The sequence below is a fragment of the Achromobacter sp. JUb104 genome, from assembly GCF_024806975.1.
Taxonomy (GTDB): Bacteria; Pseudomonadota; Gammaproteobacteria; order Burkholderiales; family Burkholderiaceae_B; genus Achromobacter; species Achromobacter spanius.
This window is the reverse complement of sequence record NZ_JANUEY010000002.1, coordinates 624,884-638,999: the sequence shown is the minus strand read 5'-3', so window position 1 is coordinate 638,999 and position 14,116 is coordinate 624,884. Positions and strand designations below refer to the sequence as shown.

Here is a 14,116-nt window from a genome sequence, read left to right as displayed (position 1 = left end):
GCTTTGCTCAGTAGTCGCGCTCAGTTTTGCTCAGCTTCAGACGCGCGCAAATTTTTATACTCCTCGTCGCCGCGCCGGGATGCGTACGCCCGGCAGCCCCAAAACCTGGAAGCCAAGAATGAAGCTCACGCGCCTGTCACCCATGATTTCCCATTTGCCGTTGCGTCCGCTTTCCGCCGCGATCGCCATGGCGGTTGCCGCCCTGGGCGCGCCATCCGCCGGTGCGGCAACCGTCACCTGGGTCGGCGGTGGAGGCGGAGGGTTCTGGGGCGTTCCCGCGAACTGGGGCGGTGCCTTGCCCAGCATTGCTGACGATGTGTTTATCGAAGCCAACACGGTTCAGATTGACGGCATGAGCGAAGCGGGCTCGTTGCTGGTGGGCGACACCGCAGCCGGCGCACTGGTGTTTCGGACGGGCGGAAGCCTGACTACCGGCAGCTTCGTGCTGGGCAATGGTGGCGGCTCTAGCGGGGCAGCGACGTTGGGCGGAGTTGGCGCCGGCAACGTCTGGAACTCCCTGAACGGCACTATCGCCAAGGGCGTCAACAGCACGGGGTTCGTGACGGTGACGGACCCGGGGAGCCGGCTCGAAGTGGTGTCTAACTTGTTTGTCGGTGAGCTTGGAACGGCTGCGCTGGCCATCAACAATGGCGGCGTGGTGCAGGTGGGTGTTTTGGCGGCGGGGCGTGGCGGGGACGGGTGGGGGGAGATCCAGGTGGCGGACGCAGGCTCCACGTTGCAGGCCGGCACCTTGCTGGTCGGTGGCGATGAGTTTGGGCCGGCCAGCACGAGCGCTCGCGGTACGGTGCGCGTACAGGCGGGCGCGTCGCTTATCGCCACCGAGATCAGCATTGCGGACTCGGCCCTTTCCACGGGTTCCGTCCAGGTCAGCGGCGCGGGATCGTCGCTGGATTCGGCACTGGCCGTAAAGGTGGGCCATCTTGGCGGCGGCATGTTTGAACTCAGCGATGCGGGGCGCGTAACTAGCGGTGGCCTGGTCGCCGCCAATAAGGCGGGATCGACCGGCGGCGTCTCGCTGACGGGCACCGGCTCGTCTTGGGTCAGTTCGGGACCTGTGGAAATCGGCAAAGAGGGCAGCGGCACGCTGCTGATAGCCGACGGCGCGACGCTCAGCGGCACATCCGGCTTTGTTGGCGTCGGTGCGGGCAGCGTCAGCACGGCCTCGATTGGCGGGGCGGGGGCGTCGTGGATCAACAGTGGGATCTTTGTCGTTGGCGACGCCAATGGTGCGCGGGGCGGCGTGGGTATCACCGACGGCGGGCAGCTAAGCAGCCTGAACGGCACCTTGGGCAGGCGCGCCGGGTCCTATGGCAACGTGACGATTTCGGGCGATGGGGCGAACTGGACGTCGACCGGCCCGGTGACCGTGGGCGATGCCGGCGAAGGACGCCTGCTGCTGATGTTTGGGGGCGCGCTGAACGCAAGTGAAGTCGTGATCGCGAACGCCGCCGGTTCCAAGGGCACGCTGGTCATGGGCACGCCGGCGGATTTTGGCGCTGCGCCTGTTGGTGTGCTGAACGCGCCGGTGCTGCGCTTTGGCGCGGGCGATGGCGAACTGCTGTTCAACTTCGTCGGCCCGGCCGTGACTTATGGCGGCAGCATTCAAGGCAATGGCCGCGTCAACATCCTGTCGGGCGATGTGATCCTGACCGGCAACAGCAGCAACACCGGCCTGACGACGGTGACGGGAAGCGCGCTGACGGTCAATGGCGCGCTGGCCGGGCCGGTCAGCGTGGGTGCGGGCGCCACGTTGGGCGGATCGGGTTCGGTGGGATCAACCACGTTGGCTAGCGGGTCGGTGTTGAGCCCCGGCAATTCGATCGGCACGTTGACGGTCAAGGGTGACCTGACCTTTGCGCCTGGGTCCACCTACCGCGTCGAAGCGGCGCCGGCATCGGCCGATAGCGATCGGGTCGTGGTGAACGGCATCGCACGCCTGGCGGGTTCGGTGCTGCACGTGGGGCCGGACGGCAACTTCACGCCCAACCTGAGCTACACCATTCTTAGCGCCAATTCGGTGCAGGGCAAGTTCGAGAGCGTGTCGTCGAACTATGCCTTCCTGGACCCCCAGCTGTACTACAGCGCGACGGACGTGAAGCTGGGCTTGCTGCAGACGCGCACCTTTCCCACGGGCGCCAACACACCCAACCAGCGCGCCGTGGCCGGCGCACTGGAAAGCATGGGCCCCGACAGCGCATTGCGCCAGTACGCGGCGACGCTGGCGGTGGGTCAGACCGAAGACGCCTTCGACAGCCTGTCGGGTGAAATACACGCCAGCGTGTCCAGCACGCTGCTTCAGGGCGCGACGCAGGTGCGCGAGACGCCCTTGGCCAAGCTGCGCGCGAACCTTCACGCGACTGCGCGGGCAGGTAGCCCCACCGCCGCCGTGGGCGTATCCGATGCCCCGGAATCGACCGGCGCAATGCCCGCGTCCGGCGCCTTGCCGGCCTGGGCCGAGGTCGTGGGCAATTGGCAGACCATTGATGCAGACGGCAACGCTGCGCAGATCCGCCAGCACGTTGGCGGAATCTTCGTGGGCGCCGATCGTGCCGTGGGCGCGGGTTGGCGCGTCGGGGGTGCACTGGGCTACACCGACAGCAAGGCCCGTGTCGACGAACGGGCTTCACAGGCGGACGTGTCCAGCTACAGCGCACTGGTCTATGGCGGAAAGTCCTTTGCCGCCGGGCCCGGCGCCTGGCAATTCCTGGCGGGCGCGGGCTATACGTGGCACGACATCTCAACCCGACGCTATGCCAACAGCCAAGCCACCGCGTTGACGGCGGACTATGGCGCCAGCACCAGCCAGGTGTTCACGGAACTGTCCTACGCAAGGCAAGTGGGGGAACGCACGACGCTGGAGCCGTTTGTTGGCCTGGCCTGGAGCGATCTGCGCACACGCGGCTTTGCCGAAAGCGGCGGCGACGCCGCGCTGTCGGGCGAGTCGGGCAGCACGCAGCAAACCTATACAACGCTGGGCCTGCGCGCGGCGCAAGGCTTCGATGTTGCCAGCCGTCAGGGCAGGGTGTTCGGCACCTTGGGTTGGCGCCATGTGTTCGGCGACGTGAAGCCGGAATCAGTATTGGCGTTTGATGCGGGCCAGCCGTTCACCGTCGCGGGAGCGCCGGTCGGGCGCGATGCGGCGCTGGTGGAGTTGGGGGCCGAAGTGGAGATTGCGCGCACGGCGTCGGTGCGGCTAGGGTATGCCGGGCAATATGCCGGCGACAGCCGCGAGCATACGCTTAGCGCGAATGTGCGCTGGCAGTTCTAAAGGCGCCTTCACTAAAGACGCCTTCACTAAACGCGCCTTCACTAAAGACGCCTTCATGCCGTCCCGCGCGCGGGACTTTTCCTTTCCCAGTCCTGCACATGCCGCTCAATATGCTCGCGAATAAAGTCGGCAAGCACGCGGGTCGCCATGGACGGAAAGCGGTTGGGCGCGGTGAGCAAATAGATGGCGTCGCCGACGCCTTCGGGCTCGAACTCGGGCAGCACTTCAAGCAGCTTTCGGTCGCGCAACTGTTCCCATACCGCGTAGCGGGGCAGCAAGGCCACGCCCAGCCCCGCCAGGACCGCGTCCCGCAGGAACGGATAGTCGCCCGATTGCAGCCTGGGCGTCACGCGCAGGATCAGCGGGTCTCCGTGCTCCTGCTTCAAGCGCAGGTCAAAGCGGCGGCCCAGGGACTGCGGCGCAATCAGATCGCATCGCCCCAAGTGCTCCATCTTCTGCACCGGCTCGGTTGCCGCCAGGAATGCCGGCGACGCGCACAAGCACCATTGGATGCCGCATACCCGGCGCGCCACATGGTCCTCGGGCGGCGATGACGTGATCTTCAGCGCCATGTCGACTTCGGCGGAGATCAGGTCTCCGATGCCATCGTTGATATGCACGCGCAGCGAAATATCGGGATGCGCGCGCGCGAATTCAAGCAGCACAGGCGCCAGATACAGATGCCCCAGGCCCGTCGGCAGCCGGATGCGCACGTCTCCCCTGACGGCGCCGTCCAGGCTATCGATGGCGGCCTGCACCGCGCGCATCTCGTCCAACAGGCGGATGCCGTGCTGGTACAGCAACTGGCCGGCCTGAGTCAGCTCGACGTGTCGGGTGGTGCGCCGGAAGAGCTGCGCGCCCAGGTCCAGCTCAAGCCGCTTGAGCCGATGCGACATGTTCGATCGCGTCATGCCGCAGCGCACGGCGGCGGCGCTCAGATTGCGCGATTCCACCATTGCCACGAAGAGTCTGACCAGGTTCAGGTCCGGCATATTGTCAATCATCATTCACCATTCAAGGCACAAACAGGTGGATTGTCCAATGATGTCGGCGAGTCTAGCATCGACCGCATTGTCCTAGCCGCTATCGCACCCATGCCGACCACGCCGATCGACCCTACATCGGGCCCGCATTCAGACTCGCATTCAGCCCCGAATTCAGGCCCGGATTCAGCCCCGTATTCTGGCCTGCGCGTACTGGACCTCAGCCAGGGAATCGCCGGCCCCTACTGCGCCCAAATCCTCTGGCAGCAAGGTGCGGATGTCGTGAAGGTAGAGCCGCCGGATGGCGATTGGGGCCGCCATGTCGGCGTCGTGCGCGATGGCGAAAGCGCGCTGTCGATCGCCTACAACGTGGGCAAGCGCGGCGTATGCGTGGATGCCCGCCAGCCTCGGGGCAAAGCGCTGCTGGCGCAGATGGCACAACAGGCCGACGTCTTGATCCAGAATTTTCGCCCGGGCGTCGCCGAACGCATGGGCGTGGGCTACGACAGTCTGGCTGAAAGTTGCCCGGGCCTTGTGTACGTGTCCATCAGCGGCTACGGGCCGGATGGCCCTTGCGCGAACGCGCCGGCGTCGGACTCGGTGATGCAGGCCGACAGCGGGCTGATGTTCGCGAACCAGACGCCCGAAGGCGAGCCGCGCCGGATCGGCCTGCTGATGGCCGACATCTCCACGGCGCTGTATGCCGCCCAGGCCACCAGTGCCGCGCTGTATCAGCAGGCGCGCGGGGGGCGAGGCCAGCACGTGCAATTGAGCCTGTTTCAGGCCTGCGCCGCATTGCAGGTCAACGACATTCTTGCGTTTGGCATGACGGGCGCACGCGCGACGGGCGCGGTCAGCGCGCCCAACGGTGTGTTCGGCACGGCGGACGCAAGCCTGTCGGTCCTGGCGCTGAACAACGATCAGTTCGCGCGGCTTTGCCGTGCGTTGGAACGGACCGGCTGGTTGGCCGACCCGGCGCTATCCAGCAACGAGGGGCGCATGGCGCAGCGCGAGCGCCTGCATCGCGAACTGGCCGCTCAGCTTGCGACGCAGCCTGCCGCGCACTGGGTCGAGCGCTTTGCGCGTGAAGACGTATTGCATGCGCGGGTCAGGGACTACGGCAGTTTGGCCGCACACCCGCAGGCCGTGCATATCGGCCTGCTGGATTCTCTGGCGCAGCCCGGCGGTGAGCCACTGCCGTTTGCGCGCGTGCCGGGTGCGGCTGCGCGCCGGCCGCTGCAAGCCGCGCCCCAGATCGGCCAGCATACGGTTGCCGTGCTGACGGAGTGGGGGGTAGCGCCGTCGGACATTCAGTCCATGCTGGACATGGGCGTGCTGCGCCAAGCGTCATCTGCTCAAGGGGAGTACTGATGCGCGCGTTGATCTGCCACCGCCATGGTCCGGTTGAAGACGTCTTGCCGGGCGACATGCCGGACGCCCCGGCCCCTGGCCCCCACGACGTCACGATTGCCGTGGAGGTCGCAAGCGTCAGCCACGCAACCAAGCTGCTGGTCGAAGGGCGCTATCAAAGCCGGCCACCCCTGCCATTCGTGCCAGGCACTGAAGCGGCCGGGCGCGTCATTGCTTGCGGGGCGGAGGTCACGCGCCTGAAGCCGGGTGACAGAGTGGTCGCGCTGTCGCGCTGGGGCTGCTACGCCGAACGCCTGACCTTGCCCGAGCACACCGTCTATCCCGTGCCCGACGACTTGCCGCTGCTGTCCGCCCTGCCCATTCCCATTTCCTACGGGACGGCCTGGTGCGCCTTGCTGTGGCGCGCCGCCATGCAGCCTGGCGACACGGTGCTGGTGTTGGGAGCCGGGTCTGGCGTCGGCTTGGCGGCGGTGGAGATTGCGTCGTCGCTGGGCGCCACGGTGCTGGCCTGCGCCAGCACGGATGCCAAGCGCCAGGCCGCGCTGGCCGCGGGCGCCGCGCATGCGTTTGCCGCCGACGAAAACATGGCGCAGGCGGTCAAGGCGGCAAGTGGCGGGCGTGGCGCCGACGTGGTGCTGGATGCCGTGGGGGGCGACGCCTTCGAGCGCAGCGTGCGGGCGGCGGCGGCCAATGCGCGGATGGTCTCGGTGGGCTTCGCCAGCGGCCGCGTTCCCGATGTGCCACTGAACCTGTTGCTTGTGAAGAACATTGCCCTGCATGGGTTTTTCTTTGGCCGCTACCTCGGCTGGACGCCTGCTGACGAACGCATCGTCCACGCGCCCGCCATGCAGCGCACGATGTCCACTTTGTTTGACTGGGCCCGCAGCAAGCGGATCCGGCCAGCTGTAACGGCGGTCTATCCGATCACCGGTCTTGCCGCAGCACTCGCTGCCCTGGAAAGCCGACAAGTCGTCGGCAAGGTGGCGATCACAATAACGACGGAGACAAACCCATGCATGCCATCACTGCCCGACTCGCCCACAGGGCGAGCCGCTCCCGCGTAGCACTACCCATCAGGCAACTAGCCGCCACCGCGCTGGCCTTGGGGCTTGCCACCGGCCCATTGACCGCGCTGGCCGCCGACGCCGCGTTTCCGACCAAGCCCATCACCATGGTCGTCCCGTATCCGCCGGGCGGCCCGACGGATATCGTGGCGCGCCTGGTGGCTGCCGAAATGTCCAAGACCATCGGACAAAACATCATCGTTGACAACAAGCCGGGCGCAAGCGGAATGATCGGCGCGGATCTCGTGGCGCGCGCCGCGCCGGATGGCTATACCTTTCTGGCCAACGCATCGTTGCACGTGATCAATCCGTATATCTACAAGTCCATGCGCTACGACGCCTTCAAGGATTTTGCGCCCATCACTCAGTTGGCGGACGTGCCCTTGGTGCTGGTGGTGCCGCAAACGGGCAAGGTTCGTACCGTTCAGGATCTGGTCGCGCAGGGCAAGACGCAGCCGCTTAATTTCGGATCGGCCGGGTCTGCATCGGCGCAGCAGCTTGCGGGAGAGTCGTTCAAGGTGCGCTCCGGCCTGACGATGCAGCACGTGCCCTACAAGGGCAGTGCGCCGGCATTGACGGATCTGGTGGGCGGACAGATCCAGCTGATGTTCGACTCGATGCCCTCGGCCATGCCGTTCATCAAGTCAGGAAAGCTGCGCGCGGTGGCGGTCACGACCGCGCGGCGGGTGGATGAGCTTCCCGACGTGCCGACAATGGCGGAATCCGGCTTTCCGGGCTTTGATATCAGCACCTGGTATGGCCTGTGGGCGCCCAAGGGCACGCCGCCAGAAATCGTGGCCAAGCTGGCCGAGCATGCCGCGCGAGCACTCAAGCAGCCCAACGTCGTGACGCAATACACGGGGCTTGGCGCCAAGCCGGTGGGTTCGGACCCCGCCACGTTCACGCGCTTCAATGTCTCTGAAGGACAAAAGTGGCGCGACATCGTGAAGGCGGCGCAGATAACACCGCAATAACCGGGTCGTCTGAAAGCCGTCCGGAAGGACGGCTTCCCGATTCGGGATGGGAAATCAGCCGAGTAGATTGTCCCGCACGTGCAGCAGGTGTCGCCGCACGGCTTCTTGCGCTCTCGCTGCGTCGCGATCATGCAGCGCCTCAACGATCTCTCGGTGCTCAAGTTGGTAGGCCTCGCGACGCTCCGGCGTCAGGCTTTTCCGCTTGAGCGCGCCCCATGTGGCTTGTGAGCGCGCCGCGGTCATTAGCGCGAACACTTTCTCGATAAAGAGATTGTGGGCCGCCCTTGCCATCAGTTCATGCAACTTGGCATCCCAGACTTCAAATGCTTCGAAGGTTGGCGCGGCTTCGGCCTCATCACACGCATGTTGCATGGCCGCGAAGTCCGCGGGGGTGCCGTGCTGCACCACCAAGGCCGCGATGGCAGGTTCAAGCACCAGCCGCGCCGCCATCAGTTCGGCAGGACTGGTGGCCAGCACTTCGTTGCGTAGCAGGGTCTCGGTTTGCGCCAACGCCGACGTGGGATTGGCGTACGTGCCGCTGCCCACGCGTTGAGAGATCAGGCCTTCGCCCTTCAGCTCTGTCAGCGTCCTTCGAACGGTGGAACGGCTGATACCGAATTGTTCGCTCAATGTCCGTTCGGTAGGCAAACGATGCCCGGCGGGCCAGACGCCCGATGTCAGGTTCTCAATGATGACCGCCCGCATGGCGGAGGCTTTGTCCATGAAGGCTTCCTTTTCGAATGACCGCAATCATACCAAATGAGTCCAATGGGTGAGAGGGCGTCGGAAGATCCCTACTTGCTATTTGGCTTATTTGGTCTATTATTCGACCAAATTGGTTCTGAATATTCTTCAATTGGTATTATTTGGTTTATCTGTTTGGCGGGTTTGGCCGCCTAGGGAGCAAGCATGAAGATCGCGGTATTTCGAATTGAAGGCGAGCGTCGGGTTGGAGTGGTTGCCGACGATGGCGGTAGCGTGACCGCTCTGGATTTTCCCCGCGAGCTCGCGGCGCAGGGCGCGCTGGCTGCTGTGGATCTGTTGGCCGAAGGCAAGGCATTGCCGGCCACGGTTGGCAACGCCTATCGATGGGATCAGGTGGAACACGAAGCGCCCTTTCCCGCCCAGCGACGCAACCTCTTTTGTGTTGGGCGTAACTATCACGCGCATGCGAAAGAGCTGCGCGATTCGGTGTTCAAGGACAACGACGCCAATCCGGAATCCTGGCCCATCGTCTTTACCAAGGTGCCGCAGACGGTTGTCGGGCCTTGGGCCAACGTTCACTTGCCCGTAGGCATTTCCGACAAGATCGACTACGAAGCCGAACTGGCGGTGGTGATCGGCAAGGGGGGCCGCAATATCTCGCGCGCCGAAGCCATGAGCCATGTGATCGGCTACACGGTGGTCAACGATGTCACGGCGCGCGATGTGCAGATGCGCCATCAGCAGTGGGACCTGGGCAAGTCCTTTGACACCTTCTGCCCGATGGGCCCCTGGCTGGTGACGGCCGACGAGCTTGACGGGCGCAAGACCCGGGTGCGCTGCTGGGTCAATGGCGAACTTCGTCAGGAAGGCAGCACCGAAGACCTCATCTTCGATATTCCCACGTTGATCGAAACGTGCTCGCGCGGCATCACGCTGTATCCGGGGGACATCATCGCGACCGGCACCCCGGCGGGCGTGGGACAGGGGCTCAATCCGCCGCAATACCTCAAGAGCGGTGACACGGTCCGGATCGAGATCGATGGCATCGGGAAGATCGAAAACCGTTTCGTCTGAAGGACCGCGCCGGCGGAGTAGCGGCGCGTTGCCGGACACAAAACCATAACGGAGTGAGACATGAATCTGCGCTGCAAGAGGGTGGCTGCGGCTGCCTTGCTATGGCTGGGTGCCGTCTCGGCGATGGCGGCCGACTACCCGGACCGCCCCATCACGATGGTGGTGCCTTTCCCGCCCGGCGGCGTCGCCGACACCATCGCACGGCCGTTGGCTCAGGCGGTCGGTGCCAAGCTGGGCCGACCTATCGTCATTGAGAATAAGGGCGGCGCAGGGGGCGCCATCGGCATCGGTCAGGCCGGACGAGCCAAACCGGATGGCTACACGTTGTTGATGAGCCTGTCGGCGATTTCTATCTTGCCCGCGGCGGATCGCCTTCTGGAACGCAAACCGGCCTATGAACTGGACCAGTTCGTACCCATCGCGCGGGTCACGGCGGATCCCACTGTGCTGGTGGTGCGTGCGGACGCGCCGTACAAGACTTTGCAAGAATTCGTCGCCGCGGCCAAAAGCCAGGCCGGCAAGCTCAGCTATGGATCCTCGGGCATCTACGGCACGATGCATGTGCCGATGGAAATGCTGCAAGACGCTGCCGGGATCAAGATGATGCATGTGCCGTTCACGGGCGCCGGTCCGGCGGTTCAAGCGCTGGTGGGCGGGCAGGTCGACGCGCTTGCTACCGGCCCCTCCAGTGTCATGCCGTTGATTCAAGCCGGGCGCGTCAGGCCGCTGGCGCATTGGGGAGACGGCGCGCTCGATAGTCTGCCGCAAGTACCGTCTTTCAAATCCCAAGGCTACGACATCCGCTTCGTGCAATGGTCAGGGGTTTTCGCGCTGGCCGGGACGCCGCCAGCCATTTTGGAAAAGCTGCGCCAAGCCATCAGGGACGTTGCCAACGATCCGGAATTTCGTTCGCGGATCGCCGCTACCGGCAGCCCCGTGCAGTACCTAGATGCCCCGGCCTTCGACGAATACTGGAAGGCGGACTCCGCTTCTCTGGAACGAGCCGTGAACAGAATCGGGAAAGTCGACTGATGTCGATGCGGGACGACAGGTTCCGCCCATGCCATGGCATCGCAATTTCCGGCCTAGGCCGACTATCAAACGAGGTGAGTGCATGAGTTCCAAGATCATCAATGGCCTGTGGGTAGAAGATACCGGCAACGGTAAGGATGCCGTGCTGGCCATCCACGGATTGGGCGGTAGCTCAAATTTCTGGGGCCCCGTGATGCCCGCATTTGGCGAACGTCGGGTGCTTCGGCCTGACCTCGCCGGGGCCGCGCGTAGTGCCGAAGCGCCAGACGGCTTGAGCGTCGACCTACACGTGGCGGCATTGATAGGGGTGCTTGACGATGCGGACCTGCAAAGCGTCGACGTCGTGGCTCATTCGATGGGCACCATCATCGCCCAGCACTTGGCCGTCAGGCATCCCACCCGCGTTCGGTCGCTGGCTTTGTTCGGCCCGCTTACCGCGCCAGCCGATGCCGCTCGCGAGGCGACGCGCAATCGCGCGGGATTGGCGCGCTCCGGAGTGGCTGCCATGCAGGAAATCGCGGACGCCATCTGCAAGGCCGCCACCAGCGCACAGACCAAGGCCGAACGCCCGGCTGCGCTTGCGCTGATCCGTGAATCCATCATGCGCCAGCCGCCGGAAGGCTATGCACGCAACTGCGAAGCGTTGGCGAAGGCGGTCGCGGCCGAGGTCGAATCGCTGACTATCCCGGCGTTGCTGGTCACAGGCGACGAAGATGGGGTCGGTACGCCGGCAGGCACGGCCGCGCTTGCCGAGCGCTTGAGAACACGCAACACCTTTGTGCTGGAAGGTTGCGGGCATTGGACGACCTATGAAAAGCCGCTCGAATGCCTGCGCATTCTTACCGATTTCTATAAGCCCTGAAAGCGGCTAGCCCGAGGAGACAAGACATGACAAGAATCGCCATTACCAATGTGACATTGTTCGATGGCTCAGGCGCGGATCCTTACCCGGGTGAAGTGCTGGTAGACGCGAACCGCATCGTTTCGTTGGCCCGTCAGGGCGAATATCTGGATACCGGCGATGCGCGCATCATCGACGGCCACGGCGCGTTCCTGATGCCTGGCATGACAGAAGCGCATACGCATTTTTCCTGGAACGACCAGCCCAGCCTGTCGGCAATCCAGTTCATGCCGCCCGAGGAGCACATCCTGTGGTGCGTGCGCGTCGCCAAGCGCTATCTGGAAATGGGCTGGACCAGCGCATTGGGAGCTGCTACCGCAAAGCCTCGTCTGGATGTCGTCACCCGCAACGTGATCGAGGCGGGCGCATTTCCGGGGCCGCGCTATCTTGCGGGTAGCCAGGAAATCACCACCGCTGGCGGCTTGGGCGACAACACCCTGCCGCATCTACCCTACGAGGCAATGAACTTTGGCGCCGTTTGCAGCGGACCCGAAGACATGCGTCGCATCGTCCGTATGTTCGTAAAGTATGGCGTTGACCATCTCAAGATCAATCTCTCTGGGGAATACATCGCGGGCATCCCTGCCGAAGCGAATCCATTTTCTCAAGAGGAAATAGCCATGCTCGCGGCCGAAGCCAAGCTTGCAGGCAAGCGGGTCGCGGCTCACGCGCGCTCCAATGAGTCCGTCAAAACCTGTGTGCAGCAGGGCTTTGAACTGATTTTCCATGCAAGCTTCGCCGACGAAGAGGCACTGGATATGCTGGAAGCCAACAAGGAAAAGCACTTTGTGGCGCCGGGTATCGGATGGCTGGTCAACACCCTCTACAACGCCTCGGAGTATGGGATAACCGAAGCCATCGCCACGAAGATGGGGTACAAGCGTGAGCTGGAGGTCGCTGCCGAGAACCTCTCGAAAATGCACAAGCGCGGTATCCGCATTCTGCCTGGCGGCGACTACGGATTTGCCTGGATGCCACACGGTACCAACGCTCGCGACCTTGAGTACTTCGTCAAATACATTGGCATGACGCCCAAGGAAGCGCTACTTGCGGCTACCCGGTTGGGCGGAGAGTTGATGATGCGGCCCGACGAGCTTGGGCAACTCAAGGAAGGCTTTCTGGCTGACATGATCTTGGTTGATGGAAACCCATTGCAGAACCTGGCGGTTCTGCAGGATCCAACGAAGATCCTGATGGTGATGAAGGACGGTGAGATTATCAAGAACGCGCGCACGCTTTTGCCTCCACGCGGGGTGATCCGTTCTATCTACGGCGGAAATCCGATGGTCGAGGTGGGCGCGAGGCGGGCAAGGTCCGTGGACCCGATGAACTCGCAGCAGATATAGGCCGGGATAGGCGGCGCGCGGCTATATTCTGCGTCCGCCGATTCAACTGCGTCGAGCTCACTCGGTCCTTCCGTGTTCGCTTGCAACGCACCTGGGCATTGATAAGCCAGGCGCTCAAGCCCGCCCGCGCCGAGGCAGCCAGCGCCAGAAGACGCCGGCCGCCACCAGGCCCAGCGTGCCCACGCCGAACGATGCGCCGCCCAGCGACACCAGGGCGGTCAGCACCGACAGCGCCACCGGCCCGCCGCTTGCACCCAGGTCTGCCATGAAGCGCCAGATGCCCAGGAACTGGGTGCGTGCACCCGGGGGCGCGGCGTCGGCGCCCAGTGTCATCACGATGCCGGACCCGATGCCGTTGCCAAAGCCCAGCAGCGCCGACACCAGGATGAAGCTCGCCACGCCGCCGGTAAGCGGAATCGCCATCAGGCTCAGCCCCATCAGCAGCGTGCAGGGCAGCGCCACCCACAGGCGGCCGCGCTGGTCCATGACCTTGCCCGCCGGATAGAACACCGACATGTCGACCGCGGCCACCAGCCCGTACACGAGTGACGTGGTGGTGGCGTCCAGGCCCAGGTGATCCGCCCACAGCGGTATCACCACCTGGCGTGACGCGCGCAGCGCGCTGATCAGCATCACGCCCACGCCCAGCGTGGCGTACACACCGCGATGGTCGCGCGCGACCTCGCCGATGCGAGCACGGGGCGCACCCGCCTTCTTGCCACCCGAGGGCTCGATGTCGGGCGCCTTGATGGCGATGAAGCCCGCGCCGAACATGGCGCAGATGGCAATCCAGTACGCGCCTTCCAGTCCCACGAAATGGATAAGCGCCGCGCCCGCGAAGGGGCCGATGAAGGTGCCGATGCGCGTCGTGCCGCCCAGCGTGGACAGGGCGCGTGCCCGGTACGTTATCGGCACGACCTCGATCATGTAGCTCTGGCGCGCCAACTGGAACACCGACTGCGCGCACCCCTGCATCAGCATGGCCAGCGCCAACACCCAAAGATGGGGGACGGTGATGACAAGCAGCAGGCCGATCATGCTCAACAGGGCGGCGCCTGCCATGGCGCGCTTCTCGCCGAAGCGCTCGGTGATCAGCGCGGACGGAATGTTGGACAGCAGCGAGCCGATCCCGATCAGGGCGGCGATCAGCCCGGCGGTAGCTACCGATGCGCCCTGGTCGCGAGCGGTGAGCGCGATGACGGGAAGGATGGCGCCATTACTGATGCCGTACAGCAGCGACGGGCCGAACGCCGGCACGGCGATCTGCCTGAGATTGAACGAATTGGATTGCGACATGGCGGGATGATGAGAGCAAGGCCACTTGTCGACCGCCACGCCGATACGCGCGGGGCCGGTCCGGCGGCCATCGGCGCGGGA

Annotated in this window: 11 protein-coding genes; 8 read left to right on the top strand and 3 right to left on the bottom strand. The window is 64.5% G+C overall.

The genetic code is table 11. The features are described 5' to 3' along the window. The first annotated feature begins 118 nt into the window (after window positions 1–118). Window positions 119–3,289, top strand: a complete 3,171-nt coding sequence (locus M2361_RS14820; RefSeq protein ID WP_259250122.1) for an autotransporter domain-containing protein — start codon at window positions 119–121, stop codon at window positions 3,287–3,289. Window positions 3,290–3,342: 53 nt separating this feature from the next. Here the strand turns inward: M2361_RS14820 and M2361_RS14815 are convergent, their stop codons facing one another. Further along, entirely contained in the window at window positions 3,343–4,293 is a 951-nt protein-coding gene (locus M2361_RS14815; RefSeq protein ID WP_259251495.1) for a LysR family transcriptional regulator, read from the bottom strand. Window positions 4,294–4,383: 90 nt separating this feature from the next. Between M2361_RS14815 and M2361_RS14810 the strand changes: the two genes are divergently transcribed. From M2361_RS14810 to M2361_RS14800, 3 genes are read left to right on the top strand one after another with little or no spacing between them, the layout of a single operon-like run. Then, window positions 4,384–5,643, top strand: a complete 1,260-nt coding sequence (locus M2361_RS14810) for a CaiB/BaiF CoA transferase family protein (protein WP_404976374.1) — start codon at window positions 4,384–4,386, stop codon at window positions 5,641–5,643. Further along, the gene (locus tag M2361_RS14805) at window positions 5,643–6,707 is read left to right on the top strand and encodes an NADPH:quinone oxidoreductase family protein (RefSeq protein WP_259250121.1); all 1,065 of its coding nucleotides are present in this window, start codon (window positions 5,643–5,645) and stop codon (window positions 6,705–6,707) included. Before M2361_RS14810 ends, M2361_RS14805 begins: the two co-directional genes overlap by 1 nt. Further along, window positions 6,656–7,681 (top strand): tripartite tricarboxylate transporter substrate binding protein, encoded by a 1,026-nt coding sequence (locus M2361_RS14800; RefSeq protein WP_259250119.1) that lies wholly within the window; start codon window positions 6,656–6,658, stop codon window positions 7,679–7,681. Before M2361_RS14805 ends, M2361_RS14800 begins: the two co-directional genes overlap by 52 nt. A gap of 54 nt (window positions 7,682–7,735) precedes the next feature. Here M2361_RS14800 and M2361_RS14795 read toward each other — a convergent pair whose 3' ends face one another. Further along, a complete protein-coding gene (locus M2361_RS14795; RefSeq protein WP_259250118.1) occupies window positions 7,736–8,404 on the bottom strand; it encodes a FadR/GntR family transcriptional regulator in 669 nt (222 codons plus the stop codon). A 186-nt stretch (window positions 8,405–8,590) separates the two neighbouring features. On the opposite strand from M2361_RS14795, the gene M2361_RS14790 reads away from it, so the two are divergent. The 4 genes from M2361_RS14790 (at window position 8,591) to M2361_RS14775 (ending at window position 12,739) form a co-directional block, all read left to right on the top strand. Next, entirely contained in the window at window positions 8,591–9,460 is an 870-nt protein-coding gene (locus M2361_RS14790) for a fumarylacetoacetate hydrolase family protein (protein ID WP_259250116.1), read from the top strand. A gap of 60 nt (window positions 9,461–9,520) precedes the next feature. Beyond that, window positions 9,521–10,492: a tripartite tricarboxylate transporter substrate binding protein gene (locus tag M2361_RS14785; protein WP_259250114.1), complete on the top strand. Its 972-nt coding sequence runs from the start codon at window positions 9,521–9,523 to the stop codon at window positions 10,490–10,492. A gap of 82 nt (window positions 10,493–10,574) precedes the next feature. Next, window positions 10,575–11,354, top strand: coding sequence for an alpha/beta fold hydrolase (locus M2361_RS14780; RefSeq protein ID WP_259250112.1), 780 nt, complete (start codon window positions 10,575–10,577; stop codon window positions 11,352–11,354). A gap of 26 nt (window positions 11,355–11,380) precedes the next feature. Further along, window positions 11,381–12,739, top strand: a complete 1,359-nt coding sequence (locus tag M2361_RS14775; RefSeq protein ID WP_259250110.1) for an amidohydrolase family protein — start codon at window positions 11,381–11,383, stop codon at window positions 12,737–12,739. 114 nt (window positions 12,740–12,853) lie between these two features. Here the strand turns inward: M2361_RS14775 and M2361_RS14770 are convergent, their stop codons facing one another. After that, the gene (locus M2361_RS14770; protein WP_259250109.1) at window positions 12,854–14,035 is read right to left on the bottom strand and encodes an MFS transporter; all 1,182 of its coding nucleotides are present in this window, start codon (window positions 14,033–14,035) and stop codon (window positions 12,854–12,856) included. Window positions 14,036–14,116 lie beyond the last annotated feature (81 nt).